Source organism: Solwaraspora sp. WMMD792, assembly GCF_029626105.1.
Lineage (GTDB): Bacteria > Actinomycetota > Actinomycetes > Mycobacteriales > Micromonosporaceae > Micromonospora_E.
The window spans coordinates 3,851,946-3,872,220 of sequence record NZ_JARUBH010000009.1 but is presented as its reverse complement, the minus strand read 5'-3'; the positions used below and the strand labels follow the sequence as shown (position 1 = coordinate 3,872,220).

The window sequence follows — 20,275 nt, the reverse complement described above, 5'->3', positions numbered from 1 at the left end:
CTCGTCGTAGCGGGCCGGTCTGTCGATCCCTCGTGCCCTGAACCAGATTCATCGGGCCAGGTCAACCCCTGTTCGAGCATGCTTCCCCAACTTCTGTCACGAACAGAAAAAGTTTTGCTTCAGCAGACCGAAACTCTGGACACGAGGCTGAGAAGACTCTTAGTGTTTCGGTCACGACACGCCGAGGTCGCCTCGGTGTTAACTCACGGTCGGAGGTGGACCCATGCGTACGGCGGATCCTCTGCACCTCCAGCTGCTGCGACTGCTGCGGGACAACGGACCGGTCTCCCGGGCCGAGCTCGCCGACCAGCTGGAGATTCCCCGCCCTCGCCTGCTGTCCGAGTTGGAGCGGCTGGTCGCCTCCGGCTTCGTGACCGAAGCAGGAATGGCCGCCTCACGGGGCGGCCGCCGCTCGACCCTGGTTGAGCTCAACCCGGACCTGCGGTTCGCCGCGATCGACCTGGGTGCCAGCTCGGTCGACGTGGAGATCACCAACGGCCGGCTGGAGCCGGTGGCCGCGTACACCGAGCCCGCCGACATCCGGCAGGGGCCGAAGGTCATCCTGCACCGGATCAACGAGCTGCTCGCCAAGGCCCGGGTCGAAGGGGTGCACGAGCGCCTCGACGGTATCGGTATCGGGGTGCCCGGGCCGGTCAGCTACCGCGACGGAGTGCCGGTCTCCCCGCCGATCATGCCGGGCTGGGACCGGTTCCCGGTCCGTGAGCTGCTCGCCCGGGAGCACGGCTGCCCGGCGGTGGTGGACAACGACGTGAACATCATGGCCATCGGGGAACGGCACGGCGGCGTGGCCCACTCGGTCGACGACTTCCTGTTCGTCAAGCTCGGCACCGGCGTCGGCTGCGGCATCTACCTCGCGGGCCAGGTCTACCGGGGGATCGACGGCTGCGCCGGCGACATCGGCCACATCCAGGTCGACTCGCACGGTCCGATGTGCTCCTGCGGCAACGCGGGATGCCTGGAGGCGCTGTTCAGCGGTGCGGCGCTGGCCAAGGAGGCGGCCGCCACCGCCCGGGCCGGCACCTCTCCGGCGCTGGCCGAGCGGCTCACCCAGCGGGCCGAGCTCACCGCGCGCGACGTCGCCGAGTGCGCCATGGAAGGCGACGTCACCTGCATCCGGCTGATCCGCGACGGCGGCCGACGGCTCGGCGGCGTCCTCGCCGGTCTGGTCAGCTTCGCCAACCCGTCGATGATCGTGATCGGCGGTGGTCTGGCCCACCTCGGGCACATCCTGCTGGCCGAGATCCGCAGCGTGGTCTACCGGCGGTCGCTGCCGCTGGCCACCGGCAACCTGCCGGTCGTGCTCTCCGAGCTGGGCTCGCGGGCCGGCGTGACCGGTGCCTCCGTGCTGGCCAGCGACGTCGCCTTCGAGCAGGCGTCGTGAGCGCCCCCGAGGCCACCGGCGCCGCGCCGGTCGACGAGCCCGGCGGCACCCCGGCCGTGGCTGCCGGCGGCGACGTGGTGCTGCGGCTGACCGACGTCGTGAAGACCTTCCCCGGGGTACGCGCGCTGGACGGGGTGCAGCTCGAGGTGCGCGCCGGGGAGGTGCACTGCCTGCTCGGCCAGAACGGGGCCGGCAAGTCGACCCTGATCAAGGTGCTGGCCGGCGTGCACCGCCCCGACTCCGGGCGGGTCGAATGGCAGGGCCGACCGGTCCGGTTCGCCAATCCGCAGGCCGCGATGAGGGCCGGCATCGCCACCATCTACCAGGAACTCGACCTGGTCGACGACCTCTCCGTGGCGGAGAACGCCTTCCTCGGCCACGAGCCGCGGACCGCGGGCTTCGTCCGTCGGGCGGCGATGGCCCGGCGCACCCGCGACATCCTGGGCCGACTCGGCCACGCCGAGATCCGACCCCGCGGGCTGGTCCGGTCGCTGCCGGCGGCCGGCAAGCAGGTGGTCAGCATGGCCCGGGCACTGTCCCACCAGGCCAAGCTGATCATCATGGACGAGCCGAGCGCGGTGCTCGCCCACGACGAGGTCGAGAACCTGTTCCGGATCATTCGCGAACTGACCGCTCAGGGCATCGCGGTCATCTACATTTCGCACCGGTTGGAGGAGATCCGCGAGATCGGTGACCGGGTCACCGTACTCAAGGACGGCCGGACCACCGCGCAGAACCTGTCGGCGCAGACCACCCCGACCAAGGAACTGGTCAGCCGGATGACCGGCCGGTCGATCGAGTACGTGTTCCCACAGCGGGAGCCCAACCCGCACGGGGAGCAGCTACTGGAGGTGTCCCGGCTCAGCCGCGCGGGGGAGTTCAGCGACGTCTCACTTACCGTCGCGCGGGGGGAGATCGTCGGCATCGCCGGTCTGGTCGGTGCCGGTCGTTCGGAACTGCTGGAGACGATCTTCGGAGCCCGGACCGCCGACACCGGCAGGGTCACGATGGCCGGCAAACCGGTACGGGCCGGCAGCGTCGGTGCCGCAGTGCGGGCCGGCATGGGCATGGCGCCGGAGGAACGCAAGAGCCAGGCGCTGCTGCTGGGTGAACCGATCTTCCGGAACATCACGCTGGCCACCTTCGGTCGCCTCGCCCGGGCCGGGTTCACCGACGCCGGCCGAGAGGTCAGCGCCGCCGAACGGGTGGCCGGCTCGCTGGAGCTGCGTCCCCGGGGTGTGCACCGTCCGGTGCGCCAGCTCTCCGGCGGCAACCAGCAGAAGGTGGTGGTCGGCCGGTGGCTGCTCGGTGACACCCGGCTGCTGCTGCTCGACGAGCCGACCCGGGGCGTCGACGTCGGTGCCCGGGCCGAGCTGTACCAGGTGATCCACGACCTCGCCGCGCAGGGCGTGGGCGTCCTGCTGGTCTCCAGCGAGGTGCCCGAGGTACTGGGGCTGGCCGACCGGGTGCTGGTGATGCGGGAAGGACGCGTCGTCCACCAGGCCCCGGCCGGTGAGATCGATGAGGAGACCGTGCTCGACCTCGTCATGTCGGGGTCGGCGAAGGAAAGTGCCGCGGCGTGACCGGGCGACCCGACCGGTTGGCCAGCGGCCAGCCGGTAAACGAAGGAGTAGGACTGTGACCGCGGAAGAGGCCACGGCGACCGTACCCGGTAAGGAGAAGCCGGCAGCGCCGCCGGCGCACGGCGCGGACGAACCACCCCGGCAGAGCTGGTGGCGTTCCGACGCCAGCGAGTATGCCCGACGCAACCTGTGGCTGGTCGGCGTCCTCGTCATTCTGGTCATCATCGGTGCCGCCACCCGGCCCGACCTATACAGCGACCCGACCTGGGTCCGCAACAACATCTTCACCATCTTGCAGCAGGCCTCCGCGATCGGCGTGGTCACCGTCGGCATGACATTCGTGATCATCGCCGGCGGCATCGACCTGTCGGTCGGCGCGATCATGGCGCTGGCCGGGGTATGGGCCACCACGGTGGCGACCCAGAGTTTCGGCCCCGGCGGCATGATCTTCACCGCCGTCGTGGTCGGGATGTGCGTCGGGCTGGTCAACGGAGTGCTGATCTCGTACGGCCGGCTGGTGCCGTTCATCGCCACCCTGGCGATGATGGTGGCCGCGCGAGGGTTGGCCGCGCTCATCTCCGGCAAGCAGACCCAGGTCTCCACCTCGTCGGTGATCAACGGAATGGCCACCCAGCGGATCCTCGGAATCCCGTTGCTGGTCGTCATCCTCGCCGCGGTGGTCGCCGCCGGCTGGGTGCTGCTCAACCGCACCACCTTCGGCCGACGCACCGTCGCCATCGGCGGCAACGCCGAAGCGGCCCGACTCGCCGGGATCAACGTCCGGTGGCACACGCTGCTCATCTACGGCCTGTCCGGGCTGTGCTGCGGCATCGGCGCGATCATGCTGACCGCGCAGGCCAACTCGGCCCAGGCAGCCATGGCAAACCTGTACGAGCTTGACGCGATCGCCGCGGCGATCATCGGCGGCACGCTGCTCACCGGCGGTCGCGGCACCATCATCGGCGCCCTGTTCGGGGTGCTGGTCTTCTCCACCATCACCAACCTGTTCGCCATCAACGGACTCTCCACCGAATCCCAGAACATGATCAAGGGCGGGATCATCGTGGTGGCCGTTCTCATCCAGCAGTTCCGGTTCAACTCCCTCAGCCAGCTCTTCAACCGAAGAACCGCCTGAGTCCCACCTGACACACCCATCCACCGCCCGGTGGCCGTCGACTCCGACGGTCGCCAGGCCCCGCACACCCCGATAACCCCTCGCCATTGCGATCCAGGAGGTCGTCATGACCGCTTTCTCCCGTCGGACACTGTTCGGCGCGCGCGGCGCCGCCGCCGGTGACATGTCCCGCCGTCGGCTGCTCGCCGGTGGTGCCGCAGTCGGTGCCGGTGTACTGCTGAGCGCGTGCACCAGCAACGAAGCCGCCCCGACCAACACCCAGACGCAGGCCGCCAACCAGGGCAACCCCAACTCCGAGCCCGGTGAGACCGTCACCATCGGCTTCTCCGCCCCGGCGGCCGACCACGGCTGGCTCGCGGCGATCACCAACAACGCCCGGGCCCAGGCCGAGGCGTACTCGGACGTGGAGTTCCTCACCGTCGAGGCGGGCGCCGACGCCGCCGCTCAACGGGCCGCGCTGGACACCCTGATCTCGCAGAGCCCGGACGTCATCGTGATGCTGCCGCACGACGGAGCCGAGCTGACCGCCAGCGGCCTGCAGGCCATGGAGGCCGGCATCCCGGTGGTCAACCTGGACCGGGCGTTCACCCAGGCGCTCGCCTACCGTACCCAGATCAAGGGCGACAACTACGGCATGGGCGTGTCGGCGGGCAACTTCATCGCCGCCCAGATGCAGGAGAAGGGCATCGCCAACCCGGTGATCGCCGAGATCGCCGGGATCGACGCGTTGGAGCTGACCCAGGAGCGGTCCGCCGGTTTCAAGGACGCCCTCGAGGTGCACGGCTTCACCATCGCCAACCGGCGGGCGGCCGAGTTCACCGCGGACTCCGGCCAGCGCGAGGCGGCCAACCTGCTGCAGGCCCTGCCGAAGATCGACGCCATCTGGAACCACGATGACGACCAGGGCATCGGGGTACTGGCCGCGATCAGCCAGGCCAACCGGTCGGAGTTCATCATGGTCGGTGGCGCCGGTTCGCGGGCGGCGATGGAGGCGATCCAGGCCGACGACAGCGTGCTGAAGGCGACCGTCACCTACAGCCCGTCGATGGCCTCCTCGGCGATCTCGCTCGCCCGCCTGATCGCGCAGGGCCGGGGCATGTCCGATCTGGTCGAGCTGCAGGTGCCCAAGGAGATCATCCTGGCCTCGGAGACCATCACCAAGGAGAACGCGAGCGAGTACCTGCCGCTCGGGTTCTGACCTTTTCGGGGAGGCTTACCTTGTCCGCTGAACACAACGAACTGCGGGTCGGCATGGTCGGCTACGCGTTCATGGGCGCCGCGCACTCGCAGGCCTGGCGAACCGTGAACCGGGTCTACGATCTGCCGGCGCGGGTCCGGATGACCGCAGTGTGCGGCCGGGACGAGTCCAAGGTGGCCGAGGCCGCCGACCGACTCGGCTGGGAGTCGCACACCACCGACTGGCGGGCGCTGATCGCTCGGGATGACATCGACGTGGTCGACATCTGTACGCCGGGTGACAGCCACGCCGAGATCGCCATCGCGGCACTCGCAGCCGGCAAGCACGTGCTGTGCGAAAAGCCACTGGCCAACACCGTGGCCGAGGCGCAGCAGATGGCCGACGCGGCCCGGGCCGCCCGGGCCAGCGGCGTCCGGTCGATGTGCGGGTTCAACTACCGGCGGGTGCCGGCGGTGACGTTGATGCGTCAACTCGTCGCCGACGGCCGGATCGGAACGATCCGGCACGTGCGGGCGGTGTACCTGCAGGACTGGATCCTCGATCCGGACTTTCCACTGGTCTGGCGGTTGCAAAAGGACAAGGCGGGTTCCGGGGCGCTGGGTGACATCGGTGCGCACATCATCGACGCCACCCAGTTCGTCACGGGCCAACGGATCGCCCAGGTGAGCGGGCTGACCGAGACGTTCGTCAAGCGGCGGCCGCTGCCGGCCGGTTCCAGCGGGTTGACCGCTGCGGCCGGCGGCGGGTCCGCAGACGGCGCCGAACCAGCCACCGGCGAGGTCACCGTCGACGACGCCGCGCTGTTCATGGCCCGGCTCGACGGCGGGGCGGTGGCCAACTACGAGGCGACCCGCTTCGCCACCGGACGCAAGAACGGGTTGCGGATCGAGATCAACGGCTCGCTCGGGTCGGTCGCGTTCGACTTCGAGCGGATGAACGAGCTGGAGTTCTTCGACGCCACCCGGCCCGCGGCCGAGCAGGGCTTCACCCGCATCATCGTGACCGAACCGGAGCACCCGTACCTGTCCGCCTGGTGGCCGCCCGGCCACGGCATCGGGTACGAGCACTCCTTCACCCACCAGGCACGTGACTTCGTCGCGGCGCTGGCGGCCGGAGACGACCCGACACCGTCCTTCGACGACGCCCTCCAGGTCCAGCAGGCGCTGGCCGCGGTGGAGCAGTCGGCCGAGCTCGGCGAATGGGTCACCGTGGACTCGGCGAAGCCCACGGCACCGGCCTGAGCGGCTCGACCTCGTCGAGACGCCTGGAACCGAGACTCCTCGTCCCGTGGGCGAGGGTCGCCCGGCGCGGTTGCGCCCCGCGCCGGGTGATCCGCGGGTACGAGGACGGCTCGTCCGGCGTGACCGGATCGGGATTCCCCGGTCACGCCGGACGGCCAGCAGGGCGTACCAGAAGAGACTCTGGCGGACGTGGCACCGCGCCAGGGGTGAGGCACCAACCGTAACTGGCCGTACACAACGGAATCAGTGCCCACGGTGAGGCGCTAGCCTCCCCAACCCCCGGAGGAACGACTGATGAGCAGATCCGCCCGGCGATGGCTTGCCGTCGCCGCGGGCGCGGCACTCGCCGCACCCATGATCACCACCGCGCCAGCGGTCGCCCACGATGGCCACGAACACGACGAGAACTACCAGGTGCTGGTCTTCACCAGCACCGAGGGAGTAGCCCACCCCTCGACCGCCAAGGGTGTCAACGCGGTCCGCAGCCTCGGCAGGAACAACGGGTTCACCGTCGACGTGTCCCGCAACGGAACCGTGTTCACCGAGGAGAACCTGGCGAACTACGCCGCCGTGGTCTTCCTGAACAACAACGGCGACGTGCTCGACGACGCGCAGCAGGAGGCGTTCGAGAACTACGTCAAGGCCGGCAACGGGTACATCGGCGTGCACGCCGCCGTCGACGCCGAACCGGACTGGGCGTTCTACCGTGACCTGGTCGGCACCACCTCGACCGGCACCACCGCCAGCGGCGCGGGCGTGATCGACGTCGCGGACCGCTACCACCCGTCGACCAGCACCGTCCCCCGCCAGCTGACCATCGACGAGAACTACCTCAACTTCGCGGAGAACGTCCGCGGCATCCAGCACGTGCTGGCCACCGTCGACACCGACACGGTCAGCGACAGCAGCATGGGCTACGACCACCCGGTCTCCTGGTGCCAGGACTACCAGGGCGGCCGCTCCTGGTACACCGGTCTCGGCTCCGCCCCGGAGACGTTCACCATCGGCGCGTTCCGCAAGCACCTGCTCGGCGGCATCCAGTGGGCCGCCGGCGTCGCCGAGGGCGACTGCGGCGCGACCGTCGAGTCCAACTACGAGCGGGTGGTCCTCAACGACCAGCCCGGTGAACCGATGAGCCTCGCCGTGCTGCCCGACGGCCGGGTGCTGCACAACACCCGCAGCGGAGAGGTCCGGCTCTACGACCCGGCCAGCGGCGCCAGCCCGGTCATCAGCAACATCGACGTCTACCAGCACGACGAGGACGGCCTGCAGTCGGTCACCCTCGACCCTAACTTCGCCGAGAACAAGTGGGTCTACCTCTACTACGCGCCGCCGCTGGACACCCCGGTCGACGACCCGGCCACCCCGGGCGTCAACGAGGGCGACGCGCCGGCCAACAGCGAGGACCCCAGCGTCTGGGAGGCGTTCAAGGGCTATAACCTGCTGTCCCGGGTCAAGTTCGTCGAGGAGCCGACCCCGCACCTGGACCTGTCGACCGAGCAGGAGATCCTCAAGGTCGGCACCGACCGGGGTGCCTGCTGCCACGTCGCCGGTGAAGTCAAGTTCGACGGCAAGGGCCTGCTCTACCTGGTCACCGGCGACGACACCAACGCCAGCGGCTCGGACGGTTACACGCCGATCAACCGCTCGCTGACCCGTGGCCCGGCCTACGACGCCGCCCGTTCCTCGGCCAACACCAACGACCTGCGCGGCAAGGTGCTGCGCATCCGGGTCAAGCCGGACGGCAGCTACGCCATCCCGGCCGGCAACCTGTTCCCCGAGTCGCAGGACCTCGACGACCAGACCCGCCCGGAGATCTTCCTGATGGGTCTGCGTAACCCCTTCCGGTTCGACGTCGACGAGCGCGGCTGGGTCTACATCGGCGACTACTCGCCGGACTCGCGCAACCCGAGCGCGACCCGCGGGCCGGAGGGCACCGGACGGTGGTTCGCCGCCAAGCGGGCCGGCAACTACGGCTGGCCGTACTGCTACTCGCCGACCCTGCCGTACATCGACTACGACTTCGAGACGCAGACCTCGGGTGAGCCGTTCAACTGCGCGGCGCCGATCAACGACTCGCCCCGCAACACCGGTCGCAGCCTGTTGCCGCCGGTCGAGCAGCCGCAGTTCTGGTACACGTTCAACGCCACCACCACCTGCCGGGACAGCTACCTGGTCGACCCGGCCGGCACCTGCGACTTCCAGTGGCCGGTCGTCGGCACCGGTGGCGTCGGCCCGATGGGCGGGCCGATCTACAAGTTCGACGAGTCGCTGGAGTCGGACTACAAGCTGCCGCAGTACTTCCACGACGCCGTCTTCTTCGGTGAGTTCAGCCGGGACCGGATGTTCACCATGCGGACCAACGGCAGCGGCAAGCTGTTCGGCGTCGAGCGGTTCCTGTCCACCTTCACCTTCGACAACCCGATGGACATGGAGATCGGCCCGGACGGCACCCTCTACGTGCTGGACTACGGTGACGGCTTCTTCCGGCCAAACCCGGACGCGTCGCTTTACCAGATCCGGTACGTCAAGGGCACCCGTGGACCGGTCGCCGAACTCGACGCGTCGCCCACCTCCGGCCAGGCCCCGCTGACCGTGCAGTTCTCCAGCGAGGGCACCAACACCCCGGAGCCGGGCGCCAGCATCGACATCGCCTGGGACTTCGACGGGGACGGCACAACCGACTCCACCGAGGCCAACCCGTCGTACACCTACACCAGCAACGGCGTCTACTACGCCCAGCTGACGGTGACCGACTCCAACGGCAAGCAGGCGACGTTGAGTCGGACCATCACGGTCGGCAACACCGCACCGACGGTGGAGGTCACCGCCCCGCTGTCCGGTTCCTTCTTCAACTGGGGCGACTCGGTGCCGTACACCGTCACCGTCACCGACCCCGAGGACGGCGCCATCGACTGTGAGCGGGTAGAGGTCAGCTTCGTGCTCGGCCACGACGAGCACGGCCATCCGCAGACCACCACCACCGGGTGCACCGGTAACCTGCCGACCCCGGCCGACGGGGCCGACCACGCCGGCAGCTACCTGTTCGGCGGGATCAGCGCCAGCTACACCGACCTGGGCGGCGGCGGCCAGCCGGCGCTGACCACGATCGGCCAGGCCACCATCCAGCTCTACCAGCAGCAGGCCGAGTTCGCCCCGATCCAGCAGGGCGTGTCGATCTCCAACACCTCGGACACCGGCGGCGGCCAGCACGTCTCCGGCATCAACGAGGGCGACTACATCGCGTTCGACCCGATCAACCTCGGCGGGATCGACACGGTGACACTGCGCCACGCCGGTGGCTCCTCGTCGACCGCGGGCACCCCGCGGGCCGCCGTGGAGCTGCGGGTCGACGCGCCGGACGGACCGCTGGTGGCCAGCACCACGCTGACCGCCACCACCGGCTCCAACGACTGGGCCAGCACCGACGTGGCGGTCGACCACCCGGCCGGCACCCACCAGCTGTACCTGGTCTTCCGAACCGTCGAAGGCGGAGCAACGTTCAACCTGTTCAACCTCAACTGGGTGCAGTTCGTTCCGGCGAGCTGACCCGGTCCGTGGGCCGGTGGCCGGCCGGCCACCGGCCCACGGACGACAACCGGTGACCGCCGGGGCGGGCGTACCGTCCGCCCCGGCGGGACCGACCAGCAGGACCACGGCCGGGGTGACCCGGCCGGGGACAACCGAATCGGGGGAGGCAGGGCCGAACGCCGAACGTCCCTGCCTGCCACAGCCCCGTCCGTCCGGTCGACCGGGCCCAACGACGGCGTCGTTGACGCCGACCTCGGCGCCGTCGACGGTGGTGCCACCCTGGCGCGCCCGGACGGACGGGGCCTTGCCAGACCGGCAAGGCGACAACCGGCAGCAGTACGACCACCGCCAGCGGCGGGCGTTTGGAGGCACGAATGCGTACCGGAGTCTGGCTGATCGGGGCGCGTGGCTCGGTCGCGGTCACCAGCATCGTCGGCGCGCTGGCCGTGCGCGCCGGCCTGGCCGACACCACCGGCTGCGTCACCGAACTACCGCCGCTGCGCGGCCCGGCCCTGCCCAGCTTCGCCGATCTCGTTTTCGGCGGACACGACATCGCCGCGACGCCCCTGGTGAAGAAGGCCGACGCGTTGGCCAGCGCCGGTGTGGTCCCGGGGCGGCTGGTCGCCGCGCTGCACACCGAGCTGGCCGGCCTGGAACCGCAGTTGCGTCCGCTGCCGGCCGGGGCCACCCAGGCCGAGACCGCGGCGGCGATCGCGGCGGACCTGGTCGCTTTCCGCCGCCGGCACGACCTCGACCAGGTGGTGGTGGTCAACGTCTCGACCACTGAACCGGCGCCGCCGCCGCATCCGGCACACGACGACCTCGCCGCGCTCGCAGCCGCGCTCACCGAGGCGCCCAGCGGCGCGCCGGTGCTGCCGCCGAGCGCGTTGGTGGCGTACGCCGCGCTCGGCGCCGGCTGCGGCTACGTCGATTTCACCCCGTCGGTGGGGGCCCGGTTGCCGGCCCTCGACGAGCTCGCCCGGCAGCGGGGGGCACCGTACGCGGGGCACGACGGCAAGACCGGCGAGACGCTGGTGAAAGCGGTGCTGGCCCCCATGTTCGCGCTGCGTAACCTGCGGGTCCGCAGCTGGTCCGGCAGCAACCTGCTGGGTGGCGGCGACGGGGCCAACCTGGCCGAGCCGGCGGCCAACGCGGCCAAGGCGGCCAGCAAACAGCGGGTGCTCGGTGAGATCCTCGGTTACCAGCCGCAGGGACACACCCGGATCGAGTACGTCGACGACATCGGCGACTTCAAGACCGCCTGGGATCTGATCACCTTCTCCGGCTTCCTCGGCACCGGGATGCGGATGGAGTTCACCTGGCACGGGTGCGACTCGGCACTGGCCGCCCCGTTGGTGCTGGACCTGGCCCGACTGACCGCCGCCGCCGCCCGCGCCGGTCGCTCCGGGCCGCTGCCGGAACTGGCGTTCTTCTTCAAGGACCCGATCGGGTCGGGCCCGCACGCCCTCGGCGACCAGTGGCGCGCCCTGGTCGAGTTCGCCGGGTACCTGCACGGTCAGACGGCCGAGCCGGGCGGTGCCGCATGACACCGCCACGGCTGTCGGACCTGGCCGAGCTGGTCCGGGCACCGGCAGCGCTGTCCGTACCAGGTGACGTGGTCGCCGGGGCGGCTGCCGCCGGCGGGCTCGGCCCGCGTACCGCCGGACTGGCCGGCGCGTCGGTCTGCCTCTACTGGGCCGGGATGGCCGCCAACGACTGGGCCGACCGGGAGCTCGACGCGGTCGAGCGGCCACAGCGACCCATCCCGTCCGGCCGGGTCACCCCCGGTGCCGCGCTCGCTGTCGCCGCCGGGCTGACCACCGCCGGCCTGGCGCTCACCGCCGTGACCGGCGGCCGCCGGGCGCTCGCCGTCGGCGTGCCGCTGACCGCCGCCATCTGGGCGTACGACCTGTGGGCCAAGAACACCCCGGCCGGCCCGGCGGTGATGGCCGCCTGCCGAGGGCTCGACGTCCTGCTCGGCTCGGCCGGCACCGGCCGGACCCGGGCCGCGCTGCCTGCCGCGCTGGCCGTCGCCGCGCACACCTACACCGTGACCGAACTGTCCCGCAGCGAGGTCAGCGGCGCCGATCCCCGGCTGCCGGCGGCCACCTTGGCCGGGACCGCCGCCATCGCACTGGCCAGCGTCGCGCCGGCGGCCGGCCGGGCCATGTCGGTCCGCGCGGCGACGCCGACCGGCCGGGCTACGGCGGTCCGTGCCACGACGACCCGCCAGGCCACCTCCGCCCGCTGGTGGCGGGCCGGGGTCACCGCCGGACTCGCCGGCTGGTACGCCGCCCGATACGGTGCCGCGCAGACCGCGGTCGCCCGCGACCCCCGGCCCGAGCAGGTACGCGCGGCGGTCGGCGCCGGCATCGTCGGTCTGCCCGCCCTGCAGGGCGCGCTCACCGCCCGGGCGGCGGCGACCGGCACCGGCCTGGCCACCGCCGTCGGGCTCGCCGTCTCCGCCGCCGCGCCGATCGGTCGGCGGCTGGCCCGCAAGGTGTCCCCGACATGAACGCCGACCCGGCCGGCGAGCGGGAACCGGCAACCGGCGGGTCCGGCCCGGCCGCAGCAGCCGGGCTGCGGTTCGGGTACGGCACCAACGGCTTCGCCAACCATCGGCTCGGTGACGCGCTGGCGCTGCTCGCCGACCTCGGCTACCAGGGTGTCGCGCTCACCCTCGACCACGATCACCTCGACCCGTACGCCGCCGGTCTGCCCGGCAAGGTGGCCCGGGTCGCCGACCAGTTGCGGGACCTCGACCTCGCGGTCGTGGTCGAGACCGGCGCCCGGTACCTGCTCGACCCGTGGCACAAACACGCCCCGACCCTGCTGCACGACACCGCGTCCCGTCGGGTCGACTTCCTGCGCCGGGCGGTGGCGATCGGCGCCGACCTGGGCGCGGAGGCGGTCTCCTTCTGGTCCGGGGTGCGCCCGGCCGACGTCGACGACGCCATCGCCTGGGACCGGCTGGTCGCCGGCTGCGCGACGGTCGTCGAGGCGGCCGACGCCGCCGGCGTCACCCTCGGCTTCGAACCCGAGCCCGGGATGCTGGTGGCCGACATCGCCGGCTGGTGGCGGCTGCGCGACGCGCTGGGCCGACCGGACCGGTTCGGCATCACTCTCGACATCGGACACTGCCGCTGCCTGGAGCCGGTGCCGGTGCCGCAGTGCGTGACCGACGTGGCCGCGCACCTGGTCAACGTCCAGATCGACGACATGCGCCGGGGCGTGCACGAGCACCTCGAGTTCGGCACCGGGGAGATCGACTTCCCGCCGGTGCTGGCCGCCCTCGACGCCGCCGGTTACCGGGGCCTGGTCGCCGTCGAGCTGCCCCGGCATTCGCATGCCGCCCCGGCGGTCGCCGCCCGGTCCATCGAGTTCCTTCGGTCCGCCGAACTCCAGGCCCGCACGGGACCGGCCGGTACGGCATCAGCCGGTACGGATTCGGCCCGCACCGTCGCTGAAGGAGGCCAGCCGTGAACCGACCCGCCCAGCCCGCCGACGACCCCCACGAGGACCCCGCCGACGTCGCCGGCCGACTCGCCGCCGCGCTGTCCGGCGTACCCGATCCGGACTGGCTCGCGCAGGCGCGGAGCCGGATCGTCACCGACCCGGCCAGCCTGCCGATGCTGTTCGCCAGCGCGGGCCGCCGCTGCGGCCGGGCCGAGCTGGCTGCCGTACCGGGATGGTCGGCCGACGAGGCCGCCCGGGTGCTGCTCCTCGTCGACCTGGCCACCGTCACCACCGAAGCGGAGTTGGCCGCCGCGGTCGCCGACTGCTACCACCACGGCGACGCCGCGGAGCGTCGGGCGGTGCTCAAGGCGCTGCCGCTGCTGCCGGTCGGCGACCGGGCGGTGCCGCTGCTCGACGACGCGATCCGGACCAACGACACCCGGCTGCTGGCCGCCGCGCTCGGCCGGTACGCCCGCCACCTCGACCAGCCGGCGTGGCGTCAGGCGGTGCTCAAGTGCGTCTTCACCGGCGTACCGCTGGCCGCCGTGCACGACCTCGACGCCCGCGCCGACGCCGAACTGCTGATCATGCTCGCTGGGCTGCACGACGAGCGGGTCGCCGCCGGCCGGACCCTGCCGGACGACGCGCTCGCCCTGCTGCAGCGGCTGCGCTCCGCCGCAGCGGACACCACCACCCGACAGGAGGGGTGAATGCGCATCTTCGACCCGCACATCCACATGACCTCGCGGACCACCGACGACTACCAGGCGATGGCCGACGCCGGGGTCCGGGCCCTGGTCGAACCGGCGTTCTGGCTCGGCCAGCCGCGCACCAACGTCGGCTCGTTCGTCGACTACTTCGACTCGCTGCTCGGCTGGGAGCCGTTCCGGGCCAGCCAGTTCGGCATCCGGCACCACGCCACGATCGCGCTGAACCCGAAGGAGGCCAACGACCCCCGCTGCGCCGGTGTGCTCGACGTACTGCCCCGCTACCTGGTCAAGGACGGGGTGGTGGCGGTCGGCGAGATCGGCTACGACTCGATGACCCCGGCCGAGGACGAGGCGTTCGCCGCCCAGCTGGCGCTGGCCCGCGCGCACGAGTTGCCGGCCCTGGTGCACACCCCGCACCGGGACAAGGCCCGGGGCACCGAACGGACCCTGGCGGTGGTCGCCGAGTCCGGCATCGACGCCGGCCGCGTCGTCGTCGACCACCTCAACGAGGTGACGGTCGGGCTGGTCAAGGAGTCCGGCTGCTGGATGGGCTTCTCCATCTATCCGGAGACCAAGATGTCGCCGCCGCGGATGGTGGAGATCCTCAAGCAGTACGGCCCGGAGCGGATCCTGGTCAACTCGGCCGCCGACTGGGGCCGGTCCGATCCGTTGCTGACCCGGACCACCGGCGAGGCGATGCTGGCCGCCGGATTCAGCGCCGACGACGTCGACCGGGTGCTGTGGCGCAACCCGGTGGAGTTCTACGGCCAGTCCGGCCGGCTCGACCTGAGCGACGTCGCCGCCACCGCACCGACCTTCGAAGGCAGCTCGATCATGCGGGGCGGTGGCTGATGCGCCTGCACGACCGGCGGCGGCGCACCGTCCACCTCAGCTACTGCACCAACGTGCACCCGGCCGAGGACCTCGACGGAGTGCTCGGCCAGCTCGACACGTACGCGGTGCCGGTCCGCGACCGGCTCGCCGCTGACCCGCTCGGCCTGGGTCTGTGGCTGGCCGCGCCGGCCGCCGCCGCGCTCGCCGCCGACCCGGCCGCCCGTCGCCGGCTGCGCACCGCGCTCACCGACCGTGGCCTGGAAGTGGTCACCCTCAACGGGTTCCCGTACGAGGCGTTCCAGGCGCCGGTGGTCAAACACGCCGTGTACCACCCGGACTGGGCCGACCCGCGCCGGCTGGACTACACCCTGGCGCTGGCCCGGATCCTCGCCGACCTGCTGCCCGACGACGCCGAGCGCGGCTCCATCTCCACGCTGCCGCTGGCCTGGCGGGAGCCGTGGGACGCCGAGCGGGCCGACGCCTGCGCCCGGATGCTGGACCGGCTGGCCGTCGGCCTGGCCGAGGTCGAACGGGACACCGGTCGGACGATCCGGGTCGGCTTCGAACCTGAACCGGGCTGCGTCGTGGAGACCACCGCCCAGGCCGCCGAACAGCTGGGCCGGGTGGACACCGACCGGCTCGGCGTCTGCGTCGACCTGGCCCATCTCGCCTGTGCCTGGGAGGAGCCGGTCGCCGCGGTCGGTCGGCTGCGGTCCGCCGGGCTACCGGTGGTCAAGGTCCAGGTGTCGGCCGCGTTGGAGGTCACCGACCCGGTGCGGGACCGGTCCGCGATCGCCGGGTACGTCGAACCTCGGTTCCTGCACCAGACCCGGTCCGGGGTTGCCGGGGCGACCGACGATCTCGACGCCGCGCTCGACGCCGGGCTGCCCGGCCCGTGGCGGGTGCACTACCACGTGCCGCTGCACGCCGCGCCGGTCGCGCCGCTGGCCTCGACGATGCCGCAGCTGCGGGCCGGTCTCGCCGCGATCATCGACGGCGACGGCTGTGACCACTTCGACGTGGAGACCTACACCTGGGGGGTGCTGCCGGCCGGACAACGTCCTACCGGACCCGACCAGCTCGCCGCCGGGATCGCCGCCGAGCTGGCCCAGGCCCGCGACGAACTGGTCGGGCTCGGCATGAGCGCCCGCACCCGTACCACCGCCACCCGTACCGCCGCCGGATCGGAGGCCGCCGCATGAACCCGTTGCTGGTGCTCGACGTGGTCGGCCTGACCCCCCGGCTGCTGCGCCACATGCCCCGGCTGGCGGCGGTCGCCGACACCGGCTTCCAGGCCGAACTCGGCACCGTGCTGCCGGCGGTCACCTGCTCGGTGCAGTCCACCTTCCTGACCGGTGAGCCGCCGTCCGGCCACGGCATCGTCGGTAACGGCTGGTACTTCCGCGACCTCGGCGAGGTGTTCCTCTGGCGGCAGCACAACGCCCTGGTCGGCGGGGAGAAACTGTGGCAGGCCGCGCGCCGGGTCCGCCCCGACTACACGGTGGCGAACATCTGCTGGTGGTACGCGATGGGTGCGGACGTCAACTGGACGGTCACCCCCCGGCCGATCTACCACGCCGACGGGCGCAAGGACCCGGACTGCTACACCGATCCGCCGCAGCTGCACGACGAGCTGACTGGTCGGCTCGGCACGTTCCCGCTGTTCAACTACTGGGGGCCGGGTGCCGGGCTGGTGTCGTCGGAGTGGATCGCGAAGGCGACCCGGCAGATCATGGCCGACCATTCGCCGGATCTGACCCTGGCGTACCTGCCGCATCTCGACTACGACCTGCAACGCTACGGTGGCGCCGGCCCGCACGCGCAGCGGGCGGCGGCCGAACTCGACGCGGTGCTGGCTCCGCTGCTGGACGCGGCGGCGGCGCGCGGCGCGACCGTGGTGGCGCTGTCCGAGTACGGCATCACCGACGTGTCGCAGCCGGTGCACGTCAACCGGCTGCTGCGCGCCGAAGGGCTGCTGCGGGTCTACACCCAGGCCGGGATGGAGTACCTGGATCCGTGGACGTCGCGGGCGTTCGCCGTCGCCGATCACCAGATCGCCCACGTGTACGTCCGGGATCCGGCCGACGTCGCGACGGTGGCCAAGCTCTGCGCCGGCCTGCCCGGGGTGGCGCAGGTCCTCGACGCCGACGGCAAGGCGGCCGCCGGCCTGGACCATCCGCGCTCCGGTGAGCTGGTGCTGGTGGCGCAGCCGCAGGCCTGGTTCACCTACTACTACTGGCGCGACGACACCGCCGCGCCGGACTTCGCCCGGTTGGTGGAGATTCACCGCAAGCCCGGCTACGACCCGGCGGAGCTGCTGTTCGACCCGACCAACCCGGGTGCCGCCAAGGCACGCGCGGCGATCGCCCTGGCCCGCAAGAAGATCGGCCTGCGGTACACGATGAACGTGGTCGGGCTGGACGCCGGCGCGCGGGCGGTACACGGATCGCACGGCCGGCTGCCGGACGACCCCGCCGACGGTCCGGTGCTGCTCTGCTCGGACCCGGCGCCGGCCCGGGACCGGTTCGCCGCCACCGAGGTCAAGTCGCTGCTGCTGGAATTGGCCGGGCTCGACGCCGATGCACCGGCACCGGCTCAGGCGCCGTCGCCTGAGGTGTCCCGGTGACCGTGGCGCCGGCCCGCCCCGGCGACAGCCCGGGTCCGGACGCCCCGGCCGGTGCCGGTGCCGGTGCGGTGGGCTGGTCGCTGCGCGAGCGGTGCGACGCCGAACTGACGGCGTTCCTCGACCGGCAGGATCCGCACTGGCCGGACGGGGCACCGCGCGGGGTGTACGACACACTGCGCCGGTTCGTCCTGGTCGGCGGCAAGCGGCTGCGTCCGGTCTTCTGCTACTGGGGGTGGCGCGGTGCCGGGGGAGCGGACTGCCGGGAGATCGTCGCGGCCGCCGCCGCGCTGGAGATCTTCCACGCGTTCGCGCTGATCCACGACGACATCATGGACGGAAGCGACCGTCGCCGGGGCGAGCCGTCGGTGCACCGGATCTTCGCCGACCTGCACACCCGCTCGTCCTGGCGGGGCGACTCCGGCCGGTACGGGCGCAACGCGGCGCTGCTCTGCGGGGACCTCTGCGCCGCCTGGGCGGACCAGATGTTCCACGAGTGCGGGCTCGACGCCGCGCAGATCCGGCGCGGCTACGCGGTCTTCGCCGGGATGCGTACCGAGGTGATCGCCGGGCAGTACCTGGACCTGGTGTCCGGCGTCGGCGACGGTTCGGTGGCCAGTGCGTTGACGGTAATCCGGATGAAAGCCGCTAGATACACAGTTACCCGACCATTGCAGATCGGTGCGGCCCTTGCCGGGGCCGGGCCCGAACTGCTGGACGCGTACGCTGCCTTCGGTGATCCACTGGGTGACGCGTTCCAGCTCCGGGACGACGTACTCGGAGTGTTCGGCGACCCGGCGGTCACCGGCAAGTCGGTGCTCGACGATCTGCGAGAGGGCAAGTCGACGGTGATGATGGCGCAGGCCCGCAACCTGGCGGACCGCAGCCAGGCAGCCCGGTTGCGAGAGCTGTTCGGCAATCCGGAGCTGGACCCGACCGGGGCCGACGAGCTGCGCGGCATCATCGTCGACACGGGAGCTCTCGAGGCGATCGAGCAGATGATCCGGATTCGTACCCAGGAAGCGGTGACCATTCTCGTCGATGCGTCGTTGACCCCCGAGACGCGCACGGAATTGACCGCCCTGGCTGAATCGGTGGCCGAGCGGCAGAGCTGACCCGCAGGACCCCAAGGAGGCATCGTGGCCGTACCCCATCAGGTGACCGGTGGTTCACACCCGGTCGACCAGCATGGTGTCGAACCGGGAACGGAGCACCGGCGGCTGCGGATAGCCATGATCGGCCAGAAGGGGATGCCCGCGACGTACGGCGGGATCGAACGCCACGTCGAGGAGCTGGCCAGCCGGCTGGCCGCTCGGGGACACGACGTCACCGTGTACTGCCGGCCCAGCTACGGGTCGGTGCCGATGGACCGGTACCGCGGCGTACGGCTGCGCCAGGTGCGAACCGTGGCCAGCAAACACCTCGACGCCATCGTGCACTCCACCACCTCGACCCTGGCCGCCATGCGTGACCGGCCGGACATCGTCCATTACCACGGTCTCGGCCCCGGCCTGGTCGCGCCGCTGCCTCGCTACCTGGCCCGCAGCAAGGTGGTGCTCACCGTGCACGGCCTGGACCAGCAGCGGGCCAAGTGGAGCCGGCTCGCCCAGACGGTGCTCGGCACCGCCCACTGGCTCAGCGGGTACGTGCCCGACGCCCGGGTCGCCGTCTCCCGCGGCCTGGCCAACCACTACCAGACCAGGTTCGGCAGTTCGGCCAGCTACATCCCGAACGGGGTCGGCACCCCACGCCAGGTCCCGGCCCGACAGATCGGCCCCCGCTTCGGCCTCACCCCCGGCCGGTACCTGCTGATGGTCGGCCGTCTCGTGCCGGAGAAATCGGCGGATCTGCTGGTCCGCGCCTTCCGCCAGGTCGACACCGATCTGCGGTTGGCCATCGTCGGCGGATCGTCGTTCAGCGACGACTTCGTGGCCCGGGTACGCGCCGAGGCCGTCGACGACCCCCGGGTCGTCTTCACCGGGTTCGCGTACGGCGATCTGCTGGCCGAGCTCTACTCGCACGCCGCCGGTTTCGTCCAGCCGTCCCGGCTGGAAGGGCTGCCGCTGACCCTGCTGGAAGCGGCCTCCTACGGTCTGCCGGTGGTGGCCAGCGACATCACCCCGCACGTCGAGGTGCTCGCCACCGACGGGCCCGGTCACCGGATCTTCCGCGACGGCGACGCCGACGATCTGGTCCGCGCGCTGCGCCAGGTGGCCGCCGATCCCGACGCGGAGCGCACCGGAGCCAAAGCCCTGCGTGACCGGGTCGGTGCCGAGTACACCTGGGACGCGGCCACCGCCGAACTGGAAGCGCTGTACCTGGATCTGCTGCCGGCCCGCAAGCCGCAGCTGATCCGGCCCCGCCGCCGGCCCCGCAGCGAACCGGACGGCTGATGGCCGGCCCCGGCGTGTCGGCCCATACTGCCTCGTCGAGGATCCAGCTAGATTAGGCCGGCCCACCGGCGAACGGCGGTGGGCCGGGCCGGCCCACCGGGACGGCAGATCGACCTCCGCCCGCCCCCGACCCGGGGTCGGCGGCGGTCCGGGTATGCGGCGCGGCTCG

At 71.7% G+C, this 20,275-nt stretch carries 15 protein-coding genes; all 15 read left to right on the top strand.

All coding sequences use genetic code 11. From position 1 onward, the window contains the following. The first annotated feature begins 223 nt into the window (after nucleotides 1-223). The 15 genes from O7629_RS18360 to O7629_RS18290 all read left to right on the top strand — a co-directional run bounded on the left by O7629_RS18360 (nucleotide 224) and on the right by O7629_RS18290 (nucleotide 20,106). The gene (locus tag O7629_RS18360; RefSeq protein WP_278170604.1) at nucleotides 224-1,402 is read left to right on the top strand and encodes an ROK family protein; all 1,179 of its coding nucleotides are present in this window, start codon (nucleotides 224-226) and stop codon (nucleotides 1,400-1,402) included. 74 nt (nucleotides 1,403-1,476) lie between these two features. Then, entirely contained in the window at nucleotides 1,477-2,985 is a 1,509-nt protein-coding gene (locus tag O7629_RS18355) for a sugar ABC transporter ATP-binding protein (RefSeq protein WP_278174579.1), read from the top strand. 55 nt (nucleotides 2,986-3,040) lie between these two features. After that, the gene (locus O7629_RS18350; RefSeq protein ID WP_278170603.1) at nucleotides 3,041-4,120 is read left to right on the top strand and encodes an ABC transporter permease; all 1,080 of its coding nucleotides are present in this window, start codon (nucleotides 3,041-3,043) and stop codon (nucleotides 4,118-4,120) included. Between the two features lie 106 nt (nucleotides 4,121-4,226). After that, nucleotides 4,227-5,318: a substrate-binding domain-containing protein gene (locus tag O7629_RS18345; RefSeq protein ID WP_278170602.1), complete on the top strand. Its 1,092-nt coding sequence runs from the start codon at nucleotides 4,227-4,229 to the stop codon at nucleotides 5,316-5,318. 20 nt (nucleotides 5,319-5,338) lie between these two features. Further along, entirely contained in the window at nucleotides 5,339-6,559 is a 1,221-nt protein-coding gene (locus O7629_RS18340) for a Gfo/Idh/MocA family oxidoreductase (protein WP_278170601.1), read from the top strand. Between the two features lie 294 nt (nucleotides 6,560-6,853). Then, a complete protein-coding gene (locus tag O7629_RS18335) occupies nucleotides 6,854-10,108 on the top strand; it encodes a ThuA domain-containing protein (RefSeq protein ID WP_278170600.1) in 3,255 nt (1,084 codons plus the stop codon). Between the two features lie 356 nt (nucleotides 10,109-10,464). Continuing rightward, complete coding sequence (locus O7629_RS18330) at nucleotides 10,465-11,637, top strand: inositol-3-phosphate synthase (RefSeq protein ID WP_278170599.1); 1,173 nt, start codon at nucleotides 10,465-10,467, stop codon at nucleotides 11,635-11,637. After that, nucleotides 11,634-12,605, top strand: a complete 972-nt coding sequence (locus tag O7629_RS18325) for an SCO3242 family prenyltransferase (protein WP_278170598.1) — start codon at nucleotides 11,634-11,636, stop codon at nucleotides 12,603-12,605. The genes O7629_RS18330 and O7629_RS18325 overlap by 4 nt, the downstream gene beginning before the upstream one ends. After that, on the top strand, nucleotides 12,602-13,573 hold the full coding sequence (locus tag O7629_RS18320) for a sugar phosphate isomerase/epimerase family protein (protein WP_278170597.1): 972 nt from the start codon (nucleotides 12,602-12,604) through the stop codon (nucleotides 13,571-13,573). Before O7629_RS18325 ends, O7629_RS18320 begins: the two co-directional genes overlap by 4 nt. Then, nucleotides 13,570-14,256, top strand: coding sequence for an EboA domain-containing protein (locus O7629_RS18315; RefSeq protein WP_278170596.1), 687 nt, complete (start codon nucleotides 13,570-13,572; stop codon nucleotides 14,254-14,256). Before O7629_RS18320 ends, O7629_RS18315 begins: the two co-directional genes overlap by 4 nt. Then, a complete protein-coding gene (locus tag O7629_RS18310; RefSeq protein WP_278170595.1) occupies nucleotides 14,257-15,108 on the top strand; it encodes a TatD family hydrolase in 852 nt (283 codons plus the stop codon). It begins immediately after the preceding gene. Continuing rightward, entirely contained in the window at nucleotides 15,108-16,292 is a 1,185-nt protein-coding gene (gene eboE / locus O7629_RS18305) for a metabolite traffic protein EboE (protein WP_278170594.1), read from the top strand. Before O7629_RS18310 ends, eboE begins: the two co-directional genes overlap by 1 nt. Beyond that, nucleotides 16,289-17,716, top strand: coding sequence for a nucleotide pyrophosphatase/phosphodiesterase family protein (locus O7629_RS18300; RefSeq protein ID WP_278170593.1), 1,428 nt, complete (start codon nucleotides 16,289-16,291; stop codon nucleotides 17,714-17,716). The genes eboE and O7629_RS18300 overlap by 4 nt, the downstream gene beginning before the upstream one ends. Next, entirely contained in the window at nucleotides 17,713-18,828 is a 1,116-nt protein-coding gene (locus O7629_RS18295; protein WP_278170592.1) for a polyprenyl synthetase family protein, read from the top strand. Before O7629_RS18300 ends, O7629_RS18295 begins: the two co-directional genes overlap by 4 nt. A 24-nt stretch (nucleotides 18,829-18,852) precedes the next feature. Beyond that, nucleotides 18,853-20,106, top strand: a complete 1,254-nt coding sequence (locus tag O7629_RS18290) for a glycosyltransferase family 4 protein (protein WP_278170591.1) — start codon at nucleotides 18,853-18,855, stop codon at nucleotides 20,104-20,106. Nucleotides 20,107-20,275: the final 169 nt, after the last annotated feature.